Source organism: Hephaestia caeni (assembly GCF_003550065.1).
GTDB lineage: Bacteria > Pseudomonadota > Alphaproteobacteria > Sphingomonadales > Sphingomonadaceae > Sphingomonas > Sphingomonas caeni_A.
Genome location: NZ_QXDC01000002.1, coordinates 998,090 through 1,015,148, shown reverse-complemented (window position 1 = coordinate 1,015,148; position 17,059 = coordinate 998,090). Strand labels below are relative to the sequence as shown.

Sequence of the window (17,059 nt, the reverse complement as noted above, 5' to 3'; positions counted from 1 at the left end):
GTGCATGGTAACGCACCAGCGCTGTACAACCCGCTAACGGCCTGTACCTCAGATGCGCCAGCGCGCCCAGCCGCGAGTACACCATCGCGGCGCAACGCGCTGTTGTATGGAGCCGCGCTAGACCAAGCGCGTGTACATGTGGACGCGCTTGGTCTATCGCGGCACCCAGCGCGATACAATGCGCTGCATGAAACGCGGCACAAAACGCGGCACATGCAAAAAACCCGGAATTGAACCAATTTTCTGTCGCGATCGAACCGAAGGCGGTCGTCTAATATGTTCCACAGCGCGACGAAAGGAGCGGCCACGAGGGCCCGGCGCTACTCAGTTCTGAGATAGCAACTGATCGATCACTGCCATTTCGTCGTCAAATGCCGCTTCTTTTTCGGCTGCGGTGCTTCGGTTGCATGTAAGCAAACGCAATCGCGATGTCGGGAGCCAGGAAAAGCCGCCAACTCCGCCGCTGCGCGATCTCGACCAACAGGTTGGCGCTGGCGGTTCGGCCGAGCAGCTTGCCGCCGCCGTCAATACTCATGGACAGCAGATCGGAAACGGATTGCGGTGACAGCAGGGCAGGCAGGGCTCCAGGACCGTATTCGGCGGCGATGGCGCGATGGGCGTCGCGATACAAGCACCCAAGGTCGTGAAGCCGCCCAAGGCTTTCAGCCGCCGTGCGCTCGAGTGCGTGAGGAACGGCCAGCCAGTCATCGGACTTGAGCTTCCGGCTCATCCGGAGCGCCTTGGCGCGGCCAGCGAGGCTGGGCAGTGCAGGGGAAGGGCAGGCAGAGCCACGCCATGATATCTTGATCGATCCTGGCAAGCCGCCGCAACGCGTCGAGCGCTCGCACGAGGGGAGGGTGGCTGCGTGCCTCTCCAAGCAGGTCGAAATGACCGGGAGGGGAGGGCGCCTAGCCGCTTGCCTCGCGCTCGCCGGCCATGCGCTCAGGTCTCGCTGCAACGCGATCGAGCAACGCGGCCTCGGCATATGCGGAGTAACTTGCGCGCGGCTCGCCAAAAATGCCGTCGGCTTTGGTGTGTTCGCGAATCAATGCGTTCTCAAATTGAAGCAGCGACCGCATGACATCGAAAATGACCCTGCCGTTCGCTGTCGTTGTGTCGATTCCGTCTGTCAGGCTTTGAAAATCGGCCCCGTTCGATTGCAGCGTGCAGAGGAGATCGATCGGGAAGCCAAGCGAACGGCCGAGGCGATCGAGCTTCCATACGACCAGCACGTCGCTTTCGCCCACCGTACCGAGGGCTTGATCGAGACCGTCCCGTTCGATTGTCAGGCCGCTGACACCCTCATCGATGAAAATCTTTTCACAGCCCGCCGCGCGGAGCGCATCGAGCTGAAGGCCAAGATTGTCCTCATCTCTAGAAACGCGGGCATAGCCGATCATCATGGCCTTAACTTTTCCTCATGGGGGCGGTTGATGATGACAGAGTGCCACGGTCCGCCATCTTTTGCTATGGAGTGGTCGATTCAACGGGACGCTCTCCCAAAAGCCGGTCGATCCGCTCCATTTCGCTGTCGAATGCATCGAACACCTCGGCCAGATCGCGATTTGGGGGCAGGGGAGGCGGTTCCTTGGGGGGGCGTCCCTGCTTTGGCCGCGCATAGCCAAATTCGACGGCTAAGTCCGGCGTAAGGAACAACCGCCAACTGCGCCGCGCTGTGATCTCGATAAGCAGGCCGGCGGATGCCGCGCGATTGAGCAGTTTGCTTGCGCCGGCGATGCTCATGTCGAGAAGATCGGCGACCGATTGCGGGGAGAGCAGGGGACGGTGCTGGCTGAGCGCGAGAAGGACGGGAAGAGCGCCGGGTCGATATTCGGCGACGATCGCGCGATGGGCGTCGCGATAGGTCCGCTCGAGGCTGTGCAGCCGCCCCAGGCCGGTTTCCGCCGCCTTCTCCAGTCCGCGCAGCACCGCCAGCCAGTCGTCGTCATTGGGCCGGGGCTTCATCCGGAACGCCTTGGCGCCGCCAGCGAGGCAAGGGAGGGGAGCAGCGGATAGACCACGATCGCGCAGCGCGAACGGCAGGCCAAGCCACGCCATGATGCTGTGATCGATACGCGCGAGCTGGCGCACGGTGTCGAGCGCGCAGACGAGGGGCGGGTGCTCGGCTGCCGCCGCGGGTTCTACGATCGTGGAAGGCAGGCGATCGCGCCAGGCCAGCGTGTCCGCATCAGCAAGGGCCGCGCGCCATTCCTCGAAGCGATCGAACAGGTCGAGATGGCTGGTGTCAGCCGACAAAATAGGCTACATTTCAATAATATCATGTAATATCAATATATTACATCGGATGCTCTGCGAGTAATTCTGTCTAGGGCAATATACACGTCGCGGTGTTCGACAAAATAAGCTACATTTCGCGGACAGCAAAAATCATTGGGGAGCCCGTTCCGTGATTGAGCGCAAGCCGTCTCCAGCGCCCCGGCGGAGCCTCAAATCGCTTGAGGCGGGATTGGCTCTCTACCCCCATTTCCGGCGACATATATCGCTTTCCGGCCCGGTGACAGCGGCTCAGGTTCAGGCGATTTCCGAGGCAACCGGCCTTAAAGAGCGGCAGATACGGACACTGGCCGCGCGCTTCCGGGTGCATCCGGTCGCGGAAACGCTGGCTCCAAAACCGCGTGGACCCGCTGTTGGATCGCACAGGATCGATCCCGAGGTGAGGGCCGCCATCGAGACGTTGATCGACGAAATTGCGCTCAAGATGGTGCCGCCATCGCGTGCGGAAGCGGCGCGGCAGATTTGGGGCCTGTTGCACGCGGACAACGGAGATCATCGCTTTCCCGCCGATCTGATCCCAAGCGAGAAGACGATCGAGCGGCTTCTGGCTGAGATTCCGAGCCGTGTTTGGGCGAAAGCGACGATGGGATCGAAGACGCGGAGCGCCCATGAACCGCACCCCGGCGAATATGCAAGCGAGGGATTTCTCGACCTGGTTCAGATGGATCACACCAAGGGCGATGTCATCCTGGTCGATAGTCTGCGGCGCGAACAGCTCGGAAGACCGTGGATCACCTTCCTCATCGAAATCTGGACCCGGTCCATTCTTGGTTACTATGTCAGCTTCGGCGACCCCTCGATATTCCGGTGCGGACGGGCGGTTGCGAGCGCTGTGTTGCCCAAAGAGCCGGCCCTCGCCCACCTGGGCGTCGATGTCAGCTATCCGATGCACGGTTTGTTCCGGCGCTTGCATGCCGATCAGGCCAAACCGCATCGCTCCGAAGCCTTCCGGCGCGCCTGCGTCCGCAATGGGATTGGCCCCGATGTGCGGAGGCCCGGGCCGGCCCATCTTGGCGGGCATATCGAGCGGCTGATCGGCACGATGATTGGAAAACTGCGGCTTTTGCCCGGTGCGACCGGATCGAACGTGGCGGCGCGCGACGGCTATGATGCCGAGGCGGACGCGGCGATGACGCTTGTGGAATTCGAGCGCTGGCTGCTGTGCCAGATCGCGATCTATCATCACGCGCCGCATAGCGCGCTGGGCGGCCTGTGTCCGGCCCAGATGTGGGAGCGCGAGGCGGCGAAGCACAGCCCGCTGCTGCCCGTGTCGGTCGATGCGGGCGAACTGTTCCGCCAGTTTCTGCCGTCGAAGTCGCTCACGGTCCATGCCAAGGGTATCCAGATCAGATATCGCCATTACTGGCACCCGATGCTTGCCGCCAGGATCGGCCAAAGGGTCGAGATCAGCTGGGATGAGCGGACGATCCAGCATATCTACGCCGACCTCGACGGCCGCTATGTCGAATTGCCGGTTGTCGGCGACTATCCCGACGTCTGGGAGGCGGATTGGGAGGCCGCCAGGGCAGGAGTGCGGGCGCTAGGCCGGGCCTACCAGGCCGATGGCGGTCGCGCGGCGACGGCGCGGGCGGTGGCCGCCGCCAATCAGGAAATCCACCGCGCCCGCGTTCGCACGAAGGCGGCGCGGCGCCAGGCAAAGCGCCGCGAAGGCGAGGGGACGACGCTCGCGGACCTCCGGTATGGCGAAGCGCCGGAAAAGCCGCCCATTGACTGGAAACCGGTCGCCGAGCTCAGCGAAGACGACTGGTTGCAGGAGCGGACATGAGCGCCGCTGCGACCGCGCCATCGCTGGCGCCCTCCTTCTGGATCGATTTCGAAGAAGCGCGGAACGCGGTCGAGACGATCGTCGATGTCGCGCATGACGATCCCGAGGAACGCCCGACCTGCATCGTGCTCACCGGACAGTCCGGCATGGGCAAAACCTCGATCCTGCGCGAAGCGCAGCGCCGCCTTGCCGAAGCCTTTCCCGAGCCCGCCGATTGGGGCGAGGCGCGCTATCAGCCCGTGCTGCGCACGGTCATTCCCTCGAGTCCGACCTCGCTCAAGATCAACCTCGCCCTGCTCTGGAAACAGGGCTGGCCGATCCGCACGAACACGCACAAAACCGCCGATTTGAAGGTCGTCGACCTGCTGGCCGAACAGGGCACGCGGCTGGTCGCGATCGACAATGTCCATGTGATCCTGACCGCGAGCGGCGTTGCGCGGCGCGATACGCTCGATGCGTTCCGCTTCCTGATGAGCGCGGGCAATGTGCCGCTGGTCGTGGCGGGCCTCGATGTCGCCCGGCAGATCTTCGCCGACGATGTCGAGCTGGCGTACCGCTCAATCATCCTCAAATTGCCGTTATGGGAGCCGGGCGAGCCCGCGCAGCGCCTGATCCGCGCGCTGGCCCGCGGCATGGGGATGGAGGAGCCCGACCATCTCGCCGAACCCGCGTTCGCCGAGCGCATCTGGCGGACCAGCGGCGGGGTCACCGGGAACTTCAAGCGCATCCTGCACTGGTCGGGAAAGGTCGCGCGGCGGCATGACCGCCGGTTCGTGACCCAGGACGATATCACCGAGGCGCTGCAATTGTTTACGCCTTATAGCCCGGAATGAGCGGGCGGGAGATCGAGCCGCTGGCGTTTCGGGTGAGGCCGCTGCCCGAGGAATGTTTCGAATCCTGGCTGCGCCGCCTGGCCGCGCGTCATGAGACCACGCCCAAAGCGCTGTTTCGCCATCTCGGCATCGACGCGGCGCTCGCCGATCGCGACCTGGCCGTGTCGCCCGTACCGGCCACGTCGCGCGTACCGGCCACGTCGCGCGCATCGGCTTGGTTGGCCGCGCCGGCGCCGGCGGTCGCTGGCGTGCCGGACCGCCGCCAGGTGATGGTAGAACGGCTCGCGTGGGCGACGATGGTGCCCGCGAAGGCGATTTCTAGGACGTTCGTCGGCTGTGGGCGCGGCGATCTGTTGCCGCTGACGCTGCGGTCAATCGGCTGCGCCCAGTGCTGGCTTGACTGGCTGGTGTCCGGCGCGCCGTGGCGGATCGAGCGGAGCTGGATCTTGCGCGTGACGACCTTCTGCGACCGTCATGCGCTGTTGCTGACCGATCTTGCGGGGATCAGGGCCCTGGGGCGGACGCAGGCCGCCGAGCGGGCGCTCGCGGCCCGGGTCGCGCGCACGCGCGCGCAAATGGCGCGGTTTGCCTTCGTCAAAACCCGAGTGCTGTGGAACGGGATGATTGCGCGGGAGCAAATCCGCGGCGCCCGCCCCGGTGACCGGGTAGGTTGGGAGCGGTACCGGGCGGCGCTGGTCGGCAACCGCTTCCACTACGCTCCGGTGCGTCATCTGCTGCTGGCGGCGCTCCACAGCAGTGACGGGCTGAAAGCCGGGCGATGGGAGCAAATCTTCCGCTTCGATGCGCAGCCGGCACGCCTGCCGCGAAAGGCGGCTTCCGGCGTCGGACCCCAATTATCGGATCTGGCGGAGGCGATCGCCAGGGTCGGCCTGCGGCAGCTCGACCGCGAGCGTCGCCGGCTCACCATGGTCTGCGAGCAGCTCGAGCAGGCCAAGCGCAATTATCCCCGTGCCCATTTGATGCAGGGGCTGAAGGCTCGCCGCGCGGCGCTGGCGCGCGCGGTACGAGACGCCGCCGCGACGGAGAGCGCGGCGATGTCAGCGCAGCGCCGTGGTTTCCAGGAGGCGCTGTTTTACCTGCAAGCATCGGGGATGGTGGGCGCGGCGATGTCCGCCGGCTGCGCCGAGCCGGCTTGCAGCGCGAATGGCGATCTGTGGCGGGCGCGGCTCGCCGCCTGCTTCGCCGCTCCCAGGTTTCGCATCCTGCTCGATCTGCCGGGTCATGGGCGCGGATGGTAAAGCCGGACGGCGACGGTCGCCCATTGGGCATTTCGCGCGAATTTGCCCTCAGGAGGCCCGTAGGGCGTGGTGGCGGCCTCTGGGCGCCCCCTCCTATCCGAGACCGCCTTTTTGCGCTCCCAGGGGCTTTTGCGCGAACTTTCCTTTGATCGTTCAAAGACAGGTCATGGCCTGAAACGGCGGCGCGAGTCCCGTATCGGGCGCGTCGATTTGAAGTTTCTGCCGGGGTTTCCTATCTTGCCGTGTTGCCGGGGTCATTCGCGCGCCGTCTCCATACGGGCGAGCACGCGCTCGACATCGGCCATGGCCGCGTCGAACGCGGCGAACGTCGCGCCGGAGCTGGTTTCAACGGATCTGCTTTCACCCTCGGCCGCCAGCGTGGCACGGCGCGCGCGGGGCAGGGCGCGGATGATCGTGTGATGTTCGTACGCCGCCCGCTCGGCGAGGCCCGCTTTGACGAGGGCGGCGACGAGATCGCGCACGCCGTTTTTCGAAACGCCAAGGGCCTTCTCGATCTGGAGCGGGCGCAGCGGTCCGAAGCCCGCGAGCAGCCGGTAGAGCAGCGGCGCGCGCGAGGTCGAACGCAGGACGGTCATCGCCTCATGCACTTCGCGCACGCTCGCATGGGCTGCATCGAGCTGGTCGCTCAGCCGCTGCGCAGCTTCGCCGGCGGCCTCGGCCGTGATAATGGCGCGCTCGCGGGACCAGAGCTCGGGTCTGAGCGCCTCGGCGCGCACGGCTCCGGGCAGGGGCAGCGGCCTGGTCGCTGGCGCGCTCCGCGCGATCAGGGCGCCGGCGAGGAGATCGAGCGCCCACAGCGGCGTGGCCGTCCGCGTCTGCTCGAAGGAGACCGGCCCGGCGGGCAGGGGGAGCAGCTGGTAGCTGCGCTCGGTGGGCGCGAAATGCGGCGAGGCGGCCGCGGCCCGATGCAGGCGATCGAGCGCGGCGAGGGGCCAGTCGTCCGCGCGATCGTCGGCGGGCGGCTCGGCGAGCCGCGCCGCTTCCGCTACGGCGAACGCGGGGGCATCGCCGCGCTCGCCTTGCGGGGCGCCCTCGCCGCGATGGAAATGCGCTGCGGCGCGGATTTGGATGGCCGTGTCGGCGAGCGGCGCCCAGGCCGACAGCGAGAGCTCGGCGAGCAGCGTGTCGGCGACCAGCGAGGGCGGGGCTGCGACATGGGCGGTGGCGTCGGGCACGGGCTGGAGGCCGGAAAACCATGCGGAAAACCAGCTGTTCGCGCCGGAAAAGCCGCTACCCGTGAGCGCTTCGACGAGGAGCAGGCGGGCGAGCGCGGCGCAGAATTGATGCGCAACTTGCGCGGGCACATGCGCTAAACGGCCTTGCAGCTGGCCCCAGGTGAGCGCCGCGCGCACCCTTGCCGTCATCAGGTCTTCGATCGGCGCATCTTCGTCCGATCGGAGCGGATGGAATCGGGTCGATGGATCGCAAAAATCGGGCATGTCGCAAGGGTAACCTAAACTGCCTTAACTGCACCATCCCTAGCACGCCCTTTTTTGCACTATCGATAATAGAGTGTTATCGATAGTGACTTCGGCGAAATCGGGGTTATAGTCCCTCGGTATGCGCGCCAAATCCGTCCTGTCGATCGCTGCACAGACAGAGCGTCTGCCCATGCCCAAGCGCTCGGTTTCCGCGGAGATCGTGACGATCCTGGCACCCGGCGAGGCGCCGCTGCCCCAGCGGCGGTCGGGCGCCGCGCAAGATCGCGCGGTCCAGCTCGTCGAGTTGCTTCAGGAGCTGACAGGCGAAGGCGCCAGCCTGGTCGAACTCAACTTCCAGAAGAGCATCGAGGCGCGGGCGCCCGCCAGCATCAAGGCGCTCGCGGTCGATCTCGATTGCTACGCGCGCTTCTCGGCCGAGCGCGGCGGGATCGGCCTGCCCGCCGACGAAGCGCGGCTTGTCGCCTATATTGACTATTGCGAGGCGCGGCGGCTCAAGCCGGCGACCGTGTCCCGGCGCCTGTCCTCGCTGGCGGTGGCCCATCACCTTCTCGACGTTCCATGCCCCGTCGGTGCCGTCGTGGTCCGCGATGCGCTGCGTGGGCTGCGGCGTCGGGCCGGAGTCCGGCAGCGCCAGGCCGGCCCGTTGCGGCTCGGCGAAGGGATCGGGCGGGAAGCCGTCAGGGGGTTCACGCTGTCGGTGCTGCTCGAGGCGTGTGGGCGCGACGTCGCTGGCCTGCGCGACGCGGCGATCCTGTCGCTCGGCTATGATGCGGGTTTGCGCGTATCGGAGCTGGTGGCCGTCGCCGTCGAATTGATGGAAGCGCAAGAGGATGGGTCGGGGCTGCTCGAGGTGCCCCACTCGAAAGCCGACCAGGAAGGGCAAGGAGCCTGGGTGTGGCTGTCGCCCGACACGATGCGGCGTGTCGCTCTTTGGCGCGAGGCCGCATCAATCCGCGCGGGCGCTTTGTTCCGCCGCGTAGCGGTGATCCGGACCAAACCCCGCGAAGCGCGCCGCGCGCTCGCGATCGAGGATCTGGCCTATCATGCCCGGGTCGATCGGGAACGCATGGCGGCGCGGCCTGCGCGCGCGGCCACGGTGACCTACGGAATTGGCGAGCGCGCGCTGACGCCGGCGGCGATGCGGCTGATCATCAAGCGCACGGCGCTCGCCGCAGCCGACCAGGGCCTGGTCGATCTCATGGGCGCCGATCTCGACCATGCGATCGATGCGCTGAGCACGCATTCGTTGCGCGTCGGCCTGACCCAGGATCTGTTCGCCAATGGCGAGGATGCGGGACCGATCGCGCAGGCATTGCGATGGACCTCGACCGCCACTGCACTCCGCTACGGCCGCAAGCTCGCTCCGTCGTCCAACGCGGCGGCGCGTATGTTGAAGGGTGTCAGGAAATAACGCCGGTGCAGAGAATTTTGTCGGTCAGGTGAATTGGCGTGGGGTGTCGGATGCAGTGTTCTTTGTCCGTTCACAACCGCTTGATGTCGATCAGATCCTCATGCGCCTCGGCGGCGGCCTCCAGCAGCGCCTTTCGCTTGCCGCCGACCAGCAGCCGTCCGGCGCCGGGATCATCGGCAAGGCCGAGCTTCTCGAGGACTTCCGGCGCGGTCGCGAGGTCGTTGAGCGCGCCAAGTTGGTCCTGAAGCGCTTCCAGCGCGGCGAGGAACTTCTTCTGGCGACGTTTTTCGCGCTTGCGCTCGAACAGGCCGGCGAAGAACTCGGATGCGTAACGCAGCTTCTTGGCATCCTTGCGGACTTCGTGGCGGGCCTCGTCGTCGGTTTTGGCGAGATCGCGCCCATCCTTCTTCACCTTTCGGCGAAAGCGGTCGAGCGCGGTGACAGCGAAGTCGCGGGCCGGCTGATCGCGGCGATCCGCGATGTCGGGGGCGGTCAGCCAGTCGCCGCTGGCGGTCCATTCCGCGAGATCGAGCATCAGCGCCCGCACCCGCGCCGACGCCAGCACCGCCTCGACCTGACTATAAGCCGCCTCGCGCGCCGCCGCGATGCGGTCGTGCAGCGCACCGGGTTTCGCGCGTTCGAGCAGCACGTCGAGATTGCGGGCCTCGCCCAGCTCGCCGGCGAGCCAGCGCAGCTCCTCGCGCAGCGGCACGGGGTCGTTCCCGCCGATCACCGGCTTGAAGATCGAGAAGGCCGAGCGGAGCCGGCGCAGCGCCACGCGCGCCTGGTGCAGCGCGCCGGCGTCCCGGCCGGTCAGCAACAGCGCCTCGTTCAGCCGGAACTGGCGCAGGCAGCTCTGGACGATCCGCCGGAACGCTTCGGCCGCCGTCATCCCGGCGCCGAGCGTCACCGGCTCGGCCTTGACCATCTTCGCCACCGGCGCGGCAAGCCGATAGCCTCGCTCGGCCTTGCTCTGCACGCCGAGCCGAACCGGCGCCACCGCATTGATGCGGCGGGCGAGCGCGAACAGCGCGGCCGGCTGGCCCGTCTTCAGCTCCAGCTCGATCTCGCAGATCGGCGAGGTCCGCTCGCCGGCAACGGCCTCGCCGCGATCCAGCACCAGCTCGATCGTCGCGCCGCTTTCCTCGATGATCCAGCTCCGTCGCTCGATCCGCACCTCGAAGGCCGGGCCGATCGCATCGGCCGCATCGCCGAGCATTGTCCGGATCGGGGTGGCGTCATCAAGGACCGGCGTATCGTTGCTGACGGGGCGTTCCCATTCTGAGCGCGCGAACAGCCCCGCGGCGCTGGCCCCGTCCGCCTTGACCGTCTGTATGCGCTTTCTGCCCGAACGGCGGATGCGCAGCGAGAGTCCGGCCTTCGACAAAGCTTGGTCGGGGGTATCGAAGTAGATCGAGTGTTGCGCCGCGATGTCGGGATCGCCCGGCAGCAGCGCAGAGGCTTCGAACGCCGCGGCCGCTTCGGACGTCAGGTCGAGCTTCAATTCCAATTCGTCCGCCATCCGCATCCTTCTAGCATCGGCCCGCATTTGACTGCGGCCGAAAGCGAATCATTCATGCCAACCATAGCGCAGGTCGGTGAACATTCCGCTTGCAGGACAGCGGAAGACTATGCGCCGCTTAGTAGATCTTCGCGGCCTTCAACCGTAGTGCATTGCCGATCACGCTGACCGAGGACAGCGCCATGGCCGCCGCCGCGATGATTGGCGACAGTAGCAGGCCGAAAGCGGGATAGAGCGCGCCCGCCGCGATCGGGACGCCGGCGGCGTTATAGACAAAGGCGAACATGAGGTTCTGGCGGATGTTGCGCATGGTCGCCTGCGACAGCCGTCGCGCCTTGACGATGCCGGTCAGGTCGCCCTTCAACAGCGTGACCCCGGCGCTCTCGATCGCCACGTCGGTGCCCGATCCCATGGCGATGCCGACATCGGCGGCGGCGAGCGCGGGCGCGTCGTTGACCCCGTCTCCGGCCATTGCCACCACCCGGCCCTCGGCCTTGAGCCGGACGACCACCGCGCTCTTCCGGTCGGGCAGGACGTCGGCCTCGACCTCGTCGATGCCCAGCCGGCGCGCGACCGCCTCGGCAGTGGTTCGGTTGTCGCCAGTCAGCATGACAATGCGGATGCCCTCGGCATGTAGCGCCTTGAGCGCCTCGGGCGTGGTCGGCTTGACCGGATCGGCGATCGCGAAGATGCCTGCCGCTTGGTCCGCGATGCCGATATAGATCGCGGTCGCGCCGTCCTGGCGAAGGGCGTCTGCACGCCCGGACAGTGCGGTCGCGTCGATGCCGTTCTCGTGGAGAAAGGCGGCGTTGCCCAGAAGGACGCGCCGGCCCTCGACCGTGCCGAGCGCGCCCCTGCCGGTCGGGGAGTCGAACTCCGAGACCGTCGGCACCACGATGCCCTTCCTGTCGGCGGCTGCGACGATCGCCAGCGCCAGCGGATGCTCCGAAGCCTGTTCGACGCTGGCGGCGAGCCGCAGGATGTCGTCCTCGGCGAACCCCTCGGCGGCGACGATTCCGGTGACTGCGGGCTTCCCTTCGGTAAGCGTGCCGGTCTTGTCGACCACCAGCGTGTCGACCTTCTCCATCCGCTCGAGCGCCTCGGCGTTCTTGATGAGGACGCCAAGCCCCGCGCCCTTGCCGACCCCGACCATGATCGACATCGGCGTGGCGAGGCCGAGCGCGCAAGGACAGGCGATGATCAGCACCGAGACCGCCACGACCAGGCCATAAGCGAAGCGCGGCTCCGGACCCCAGATCGCCCATACGGCGAACGCCAGCAGCGCGATCGCGATCACCGCCGGCACGAACCAGCCCGACACCCGGTCGGCCATGCGCTGGATCGGCGCGCGCGAGCGCTGGGCGTCGGCGACCATCTGCACTATGCGCGCGAGCATCGTGTCGCGGCCGACCTTCTCGGCGCGGATGATCAGCGCGCCGGTCTGGTTCAGCGTGCCGCCGACGACACGATCGCCGACAGCGCGGGTGACGGGCATCGATTCGCCGGTGACCATGGACTCGTCGATCGACGAGCGTCCGTCCTCGACCATGCCATCGACCGGCACCGTCTCGCCGGGCCGCACCCGGAGCCGGTCGCCGGGCATCACGGCCTCGACCGGCACGTCCGCCTCCGCACCATCCTCCGCGATGCGCCGCGCGGTTTTGGGTGCGAGGTTGAGCAGCGCCTTGATCGCTCCGGAGGTCTGCTCGCGCGCCCGCAACTCCAGCACCTGGCCCAGCAGCACCAGCACGGTGATGACCGCCGCAGCCTCGAAATAGACGGCGACCCCGCCGCCGTGGCCACGGAACGCATCTGGGAAGACGCCCGGCGCCAGCGTCGCGACCACGCTGTAGGCCCAGGCCACGCCCGTGCCCATCGCGACCAGCGTGAACATGTTGAGGCTGCGATGGACCAGCGAGGCCCAGGCCCGCTCGAAGAATGGCCATCCCGCCCACAGCACCACCGGCGTCGCCAGCGCGAATTGCACCCAGGTGGAGATGTTCGCGGGCACGAGATGGTGCAGCGCCGGGATCAGATGGGATCCCATTTCCAGCACGAACACCGGCAGCGCCAGCAACAGGCCGATCCAGAAGCGGCGCGTCATGTCGGCGAGTTCGGGGCTCGGTCCAGCGTCCGCCGTCGCGATCAGCGGTTCCAGCGCCATGCCGCAGATCGGGCAGCTTCCCGGGGCTTCGCGGCGGATCTCCGGGTGCATCGGACAGGTCCAGATCGAGCCTTCGGGTGTGGCCTGTGCCTTGATATTGTCAGTCTCTAAAGTGGCTCCGGCGACATAGCGTGCGGGATCGGCCTCGAACTTCGCTTGGCACCCCGCCGAACAGAAGTAATGGATGGCGCCGTCATGTTCGGCACGGTGCTTCGCCGTCGCGGGATCGACCCGCATCCCGCAGACGGGATCGGTCATTTGGCTGTCAGCTGCCAAATCGTCACCCTGAGCGCGATCATGACCGCCATGATGACCGTGACCATGTTCGTGAGACGCCATTCGTCCGAATCCTTCTTGCCGATATCGATCCTTCGCTTCGGCTATTCCGCAAAAGCGGAAGCCGTTGACGCCGCCGCGTGGTGCCGATCTATCTGCGATCATCGGAAGTCGCAGCCGACGACTGGGCTTTCGAGCTAATCCGCCGCTGCTGTGGCCGAGGGTACGAGCCTCGTTGCGCGCCGCAGTGAGCCTGCCGACGCCGCGAGCCGTTCGATCTTACGCCGCCATGCCGCTATATTCTGCTCCGCGCCGCCCTGACGCGTCGGGCCGCATTTGAGGATCCGAACCGGCTTGAAGCCGCAGAAGCCGAGAATCTGGCCGCGCCAGCGGCGCACCACGGGATTGCCGTAGGCGAACCGCAAATACCAGGACGGTGTATCGGTGGTGATGATCGTGTCGGCCGAGCGGCCCGCCAACAGCCGATCCCAGAATGGATCGTTTTGGTGATAACGGAACGCGAAGCCTGGCAGCAGCACCCGGTCGATCAGCCCCTTGAGCCTGCCGGGCTCGCTGCCCCACCACATCGGGAACCCGACAACCAGATGATCGCACGCAGCGATCGCGGCGGTGACCCGCTCGAGGTCCGGCTCCAATGTCTGGACGGTCTTGTAGCCGTGTCGCAGATTGGGCTCGAAGGCGAGATCGCGCACCGCGATGCGCTCGACTTCGACCTCAGCGCCCAGGGCGGCCTGATAGGTGTCAAGCAGATGGCTGAGCAGTCGGCCCTCGTCGGGATGGCCATCAAGGATCAGAACGCGCATCACAAGCTCCGTTTCGAGGCGCGGACATCGGCAAGTCCGCGGCTGTGTTTGCTGAAAGATCAAATGCGAGGGAAAACCGGCAGAGGATCGAACATCAGCGACGCCAGACTCCAGATGCTCGTGCCGACCAGTAGGATGCCGACAAGTTGCAGCAGCTGCTTGGGTGCTATCCGCCGCGTGCAATAGGCGCCGAGCGGCGCCGCGATGAGGCCGCCGATCAGGATGCCGGTCGCGGCATCGGTGAAGTGCAGGCCGTGAATGCCGACGAACGCCGTCAGCACCGTCACGGTCACGAAGAACTCCGCGGCGTTGGCGGTGCCCACGGCCATGCGCGGCGTCATGCCTTGGGCCAGCAGGTTACCGGTTACGAGCGGCCCCCAGCCGCCGCCGCCAGAACTGTCGAGGAAGCCGCCGAGGAACCCGAGCGGCGCGACCAGCCTGATGCGGCGGAAGGCGAGCGGGCGGCGCGGGGCGCGCCAGAGCAAATAGGCGCCGACGGCGATGAGATAGACGAGGAGTACCGGCCGCAATATGTCGCCCTTGAGGAAGGTGAGGAGCCAGATCCCCACGACGCCGCCGACCACGCCGGGGACGGCCAGCCGCGCGAAGAGCGGCCAGTCGACATTGCGTTGCAGGATGTGCGCCATGCCCGACGCGCCGCTGGTGAAGCTCTCGGCCGTGCGGGTCGCTGACGAAGCCGCATTCGGGGGCGCGCCAAACAGGACGAGCAGCGAATTGGACAGCACGCCAAAGCCCAGCCCCAGCGCGCTGTCGATGGTCTGGGCGAACAGGCCGATGAGAATGAAAGGCGCGAGTTCGACCCAGGGGATAGCGGAGAGGTCCATCAGCCGCGGTCGCTCTTCGCCAGCGTGGACACTGATCGGCCGACGCGCCCGGACGGGGCCGTCAGCGCGTAGAGGAGAGGAAAACACAGCGCCATCAGCGACAGGAAGCCGCTGGCCATGGCGCCGGCGCCCGCGATCCATGGGAGGATCGCCGCCCAGATCGCGAGAGTCAGTACCACGATCAGCGTGCGTTCCTGCTCGCTGTCGTCGAGCGCGGAGAGGTCGGTGCGCGAGCGGCCTTCGAACAATGCGCGCAATCCCAGACCCGTGCGGCTCCTGGCGTCGACGAGCAGCGTCGGCGCAAATGCCTGTCCGAGGCAGCTCATGCTGGCGCCGAAAAGTCGCACGCCCATGGCGCTTGCGAAATCGCGGAACTGATCGTTACGATCGGTGATGGCGCGAAGTCCGGTGCGGCCCCCGAAGATCATGTCCGCCAGCACGCTGCTTTCCGCCGCTGCCGGCGCGGGAGCTGGCGCATTCTGCGTGGTGACGATCCACTCGAGGATTGTCGAGGGCACGTCGAGCCCGCTGGCGCGCTCCAGGCCCTGGAAGCCGGGCGCGGAATTGGCTTCGCAGATCCGGTAACCTTCCTCATCGAACAGGATGTCGATACCGGTGATATCGAGATCGAGGATATCGGCCGCCTTCACAGCCAGTTCCGCCATCTCCGGCGGCGGATTATACGCGACGCCGACGCCGCCCAGCGAGACGTTCGATTTGAAGCCCCCGGTCAGGGAACGGCGCTCCATCGCGGCCACGACCCTTCCGCCGACCACGAGGACGCGCACATCGCGCCCGTGGCTGGCGCGGACATAATGCTGGAGGATGAAGTCGGCCTTGGCTTCGGCGCTCTCGAGAAGGCCGGCGAGATCCTCGAACTGGCTGCGGTTCTCGCATTTGAGGACGCCGGCGCCGCGCGTGCCTTTGAGCGTCTTGACGATCACCGGGAAGCCAAGCTCGCGCTCGACCAGATCGACGTCGATCGGAAAAGTGCCGAGGATTGTGCGCGGGATCGGCAGGCCGGCCCTATTGAGGCTCTGGAGCGTGTGAAGCTTGTCGGCGACGCGCTCGATCGTCGCCGGGCCGTTGATCAGGCGGACGCCGCGCCGCTCGAAGTGCCGCAGAAGCGCAAGCGTATAATAATCAGTCTCGGCGCCGGTGCGGCAGATGATGAAGTCGGGACGGCCCATCGGACTGTCATTGTAGGTGACCGCCCAGTCCTCGTCCCCGCCGACGATCAGGTCGAAGCGATGGGGATCGTAAACGGCGAGATCGATGTCCATCGCGCTCGCCGCTTCCTGGAAGCGAAGCACTTCCGGAACTTCCGGGATCGCCGGATCCAGTTCATGATGGAAGAGGATCCAGCCGTTTAGCATTTTTGCTTCCGATTCCTGTTCTTGTCTCCGATAGACTAGCAGTTGGTCATCAGTGCGACCAATGCGGTGCGGCGAACTGCCTTACTGCGTTATCGCACCAACTGTCCGTGCTAACGGGACAAGAGAAGCGGCAACCGAGCCTCCTCGACGAGATGCCGGGTCACCCCTCCCAGGAAGATGTCCCGCACCCGCGAGTGAGCGAATGCGCCGATCGACAGGAGGTTGGCGCCGCGGTCGATCGCGAACTGCTCCAGCACCTGTGCGACCGTCTTGCCGACGGAGCTTTCCAGATGGACCTCGGCGGCGAAGCCGTGCCGCGCGAGATGACGCGCGATGTCCGCGCCGGGCGAAGCGCCATGTCCTTCGCTGCTTGGTTGCGCATCCACGGCGATAATATCGATCCGCGCTCCCGACTCGGCGATCTGAAGGAGATCGTGTGCGGCGCGGCGGGCCTCGCCCGAGGCGTCCCAGCCGAGTACGACATGATCGATCTTCCCGAGCTGTGTTCCTTCGGGCGAAATTAACACCGGTCCGGCCGAGCCCATGAGCGCGGATTCCACGCATCGGCGGCGCAAGCGAGGGTTCCTGTAGGCGGCCGGCGGTCCGATGAGAACCAGGTCGGCATAGCGTCCTTCGAGCCGCGCCGCGCCGCGCAGATAGGCTGGCGCATCACTGAACGAACGTAGTTCGACCGGGATGGCAGCGTGTTCGACGGCTGCGCGGACCTCCGACAGCCGCCGCGCCTCTTCCGCTTCGATCTCGTCCAGCACGCCTGTATAGGCTTCGTAGGGCGTCAGCATCCCTGGATCCCAGAAGATGTCGTTGAGCAGGGTTACAGCCAGATGCGCGTCCTGGACGGCCGCGAAAGCGATCGACCGCTCCAGGAAAGGTTTGGCGGCCTCTCCATTGTCCACGAAAGCGACGAGATCTTTCAGCATGACGGCATCTCCTTCTGTCCAGCAGCGAGGCTAGGAAGCGCTCCGCGGTCGCACACCTGTGGAATTC

The 17,059-nt window shown here is 66.4% G+C and carries 15 protein-coding genes; 4 read left to right on the top strand and 11 right to left on the bottom strand.

The window, feature by feature from the left end; translation table 11 throughout:
- Positions 1 to 367: 367 nt before the first annotated feature.
- The 4 genes from DFR49_RS04640 to DFR49_RS22200 all read right to left on the bottom strand — a co-directional run bounded on the left by DFR49_RS04640 (position 368) and on the right by DFR49_RS22200 (position 3,229).
- Entirely contained in the window at positions 368 to 730 is a 363-nt protein-coding gene (locus DFR49_RS04640; protein ID WP_119034614.1) for a hypothetical protein, read from the bottom strand.
- A 178-nt stretch (positions 731 to 908) separates the two neighbouring features.
- On the bottom strand, positions 909 to 1,403 hold the full coding sequence (locus DFR49_RS04635; protein ID WP_119034613.1) for a recombinase family protein: 495 nt from the start codon (positions 1,401 to 1,403) through the stop codon (positions 909 to 911).
- A 64-nt stretch (positions 1,404 to 1,467) separates the two neighbouring features.
- Complete coding sequence (locus DFR49_RS04630; protein ID WP_245968236.1) at positions 1,468 to 2,256, bottom strand: helix-turn-helix domain-containing protein; 789 nt, start codon at positions 2,254 to 2,256, stop codon at positions 1,468 to 1,470.
- 109 nt (positions 2,257 to 2,365) lie between these two features.
- Complete coding sequence (locus DFR49_RS22200) at positions 2,366 to 3,229, bottom strand: hypothetical protein (protein WP_231732810.1); 864 nt, start codon at positions 3,227 to 3,229, stop codon at positions 2,366 to 2,368.
- 51 nt (positions 3,230 to 3,280) lie between these two features.
- Between DFR49_RS22200 and DFR49_RS22195 the strand changes: the two genes are divergently transcribed.
- The 3 genes from DFR49_RS22195 to DFR49_RS04615 are packed head-to-tail and all read left to right on the top strand — an operon-like array spanning position 3,281 to position 6,173.
- The gene (locus tag DFR49_RS22195; protein ID WP_231732811.1) at positions 3,281 to 4,081 is read left to right on the top strand and encodes a Mu transposase C-terminal domain-containing protein; all 801 of its coding nucleotides are present in this window, start codon (positions 3,281 to 3,283) and stop codon (positions 4,079 to 4,081) included.
- Positions 4,078 to 4,914 (top strand): TniB family NTP-binding protein, encoded by an 837-nt coding sequence (locus tag DFR49_RS04620; protein ID WP_030540651.1) that lies wholly within the window; start codon positions 4,078 to 4,080, stop codon positions 4,912 to 4,914. The genes DFR49_RS22195 and DFR49_RS04620 overlap by 4 nt, the downstream gene beginning before the upstream one ends.
- The gene (locus DFR49_RS04615; protein ID WP_048575061.1) at positions 4,911 to 6,173 is read left to right on the top strand and encodes a TniQ family protein; all 1,263 of its coding nucleotides are present in this window, start codon (positions 4,911 to 4,913) and stop codon (positions 6,171 to 6,173) included. Before DFR49_RS04620 ends, DFR49_RS04615 begins: the two co-directional genes overlap by 4 nt.
- A 254-nt stretch (positions 6,174 to 6,427) precedes the next feature.
- Here the strand turns inward: DFR49_RS04615 and DFR49_RS04610 are convergent, their stop codons facing one another.
- Positions 6,428 to 7,633 carry a MarR family transcriptional regulator gene (locus DFR49_RS04610; protein WP_030538460.1) on the bottom strand — a complete coding sequence of 402 codons (1,206 nt, stop codon included), beginning with the start codon at positions 7,631 to 7,633 and terminating at the stop codon, positions 6,428 to 6,430.
- Positions 7,634 to 7,805: 172 nt separating this feature from the next.
- Between DFR49_RS04610 and DFR49_RS04605 the strand changes: the two genes are divergently transcribed.
- Positions 7,806 to 9,047, top strand: a complete 1,242-nt coding sequence (locus DFR49_RS04605; protein WP_119035268.1) for a site-specific integrase — start codon at positions 7,806 to 7,808, stop codon at positions 9,045 to 9,047.
- A gap of 70 nt (positions 9,048 to 9,117) precedes the next feature.
- On the opposite strand, the gene DFR49_RS04600 is transcribed toward DFR49_RS04605, so the two are convergent.
- The 6 genes from DFR49_RS04600 to DFR49_RS04575 all read right to left on the bottom strand — a co-directional run bounded on the left by DFR49_RS04600 (position 9,118) and on the right by DFR49_RS04575 (position 16,992).
- Positions 9,118 to 10,569, bottom strand: coding sequence for a CYTH and CHAD domain-containing protein (locus tag DFR49_RS04600; protein WP_119035267.1), 1,452 nt, complete (start codon positions 10,567 to 10,569; stop codon positions 9,118 to 9,120).
- 118 nt (positions 10,570 to 10,687) lie between these two features.
- Positions 10,688 to 13,072 (bottom strand): heavy metal translocating P-type ATPase, encoded by a 2,385-nt coding sequence (locus tag DFR49_RS04595; RefSeq protein ID WP_119034612.1) that lies wholly within the window; start codon positions 13,070 to 13,072, stop codon positions 10,688 to 10,690.
- Positions 13,073 to 13,206: 134 nt separating this feature from the next.
- Entirely contained in the window at positions 13,207 to 13,833 is a 627-nt protein-coding gene (locus tag DFR49_RS04590; RefSeq protein ID WP_119034611.1) for an NAD(P)H-dependent oxidoreductase, read from the bottom strand.
- A gap of 59 nt (positions 13,834 to 13,892) precedes the next feature.
- Positions 13,893 to 14,678, bottom strand: a complete 786-nt coding sequence (locus DFR49_RS04585; RefSeq protein WP_119034610.1) for a sulfite exporter TauE/SafE family protein — start codon at positions 14,676 to 14,678, stop codon at positions 13,893 to 13,895.
- On the bottom strand, positions 14,678 to 16,054 hold the full coding sequence (locus DFR49_RS04580) for an ATP-grasp domain-containing protein (RefSeq protein ID WP_119034609.1): 1,377 nt from the start codon (positions 16,052 to 16,054) through the stop codon (positions 14,678 to 14,680). The genes DFR49_RS04585 and DFR49_RS04580 overlap by 1 nt, the downstream gene beginning before the upstream one ends.
- A gap of 110 nt (positions 16,055 to 16,164) precedes the next feature.
- Positions 16,165 to 16,992: a universal stress protein gene (locus tag DFR49_RS04575; RefSeq protein ID WP_119034608.1), complete on the bottom strand. Its 828-nt coding sequence runs from the start codon at positions 16,990 to 16,992 to the stop codon at positions 16,165 to 16,167.
- Positions 16,993 to 17,059: the final 67 nt, after the last annotated feature.

Coding starts and splice junctions, on each gene's coding strand:
- DFR49_RS04640 (WP_119034614.1), bottom strand. CDS start 730: ATGAGCCGGAAGCTCAAGTCCGATGACTGGCTGGCCGTTCCTCACGCA.
- DFR49_RS04635 (WP_119034613.1), bottom strand. CDS start 1,403: ATGATGATCGGCTATGCCCGCGTTTCTAGAGATGAGGACAATCTTGGC.
- DFR49_RS22200 (WP_231732810.1), bottom strand. CDS start 3,229: ATGCGGTTTGGCCTGATCGGCATGCAAGCGCCGGAACAAACCGTGCAT.
- DFR49_RS04620 (WP_030540651.1), top strand. CDS start 4,078: ATGAGCGCCGCTGCGACCGCGCCATCGCTGGCGCCCTCCTTCTGGATC.
- DFR49_RS04615 (WP_048575061.1), top strand. CDS start 4,911: ATGAGCGGGCGGGAGATCGAGCCGCTGGCGTTTCGGGTGAGGCCGCTG.
- DFR49_RS04610 (WP_030538460.1), bottom strand. CDS start 7,633: ATGCCCGATTTTTGCGATCCATCGACCCGATTCCATCCGCTCCGATCG.
- DFR49_RS04605 (WP_119035268.1), top strand. CDS start 7,806: ATGCCCAAGCGCTCGGTTTCCGCGGAGATCGTGACGATCCTGGCACCC.
- DFR49_RS04600 (WP_119035267.1), bottom strand. CDS start 10,569: ATGGCGGACGAATTGGAATTGAAGCTCGACCTGACGTCCGAAGCGGCC.
- DFR49_RS04595 (WP_119034612.1), bottom strand. CDS start 13,072: ATGGCGTCTCACGAACATGGTCACGGTCATCATGGCGGTCATGATCGC.
- DFR49_RS04590 (WP_119034611.1), bottom strand. CDS start 13,833: ATGCGCGTTCTGATCCTTGATGGCCATCCCGACGAGGGCCGACTGCTC.
- DFR49_RS04585 (WP_119034610.1), bottom strand. CDS start 14,678: ATGGACCTCTCCGCTATCCCCTGGGTCGAACTCGCGCCTTTCATTCTC.
- DFR49_RS04580 (WP_119034609.1), bottom strand. CDS start 16,054: ATGCTAAACGGCTGGATCCTCTTCCATCATGAACTGGATCCGGCGATC.
- DFR49_RS04575 (WP_119034608.1), bottom strand. CDS start 16,992: ATGCTGAAAGATCTCGTCGCTTTCGTGGACAATGGAGAGGCCGCCAAA.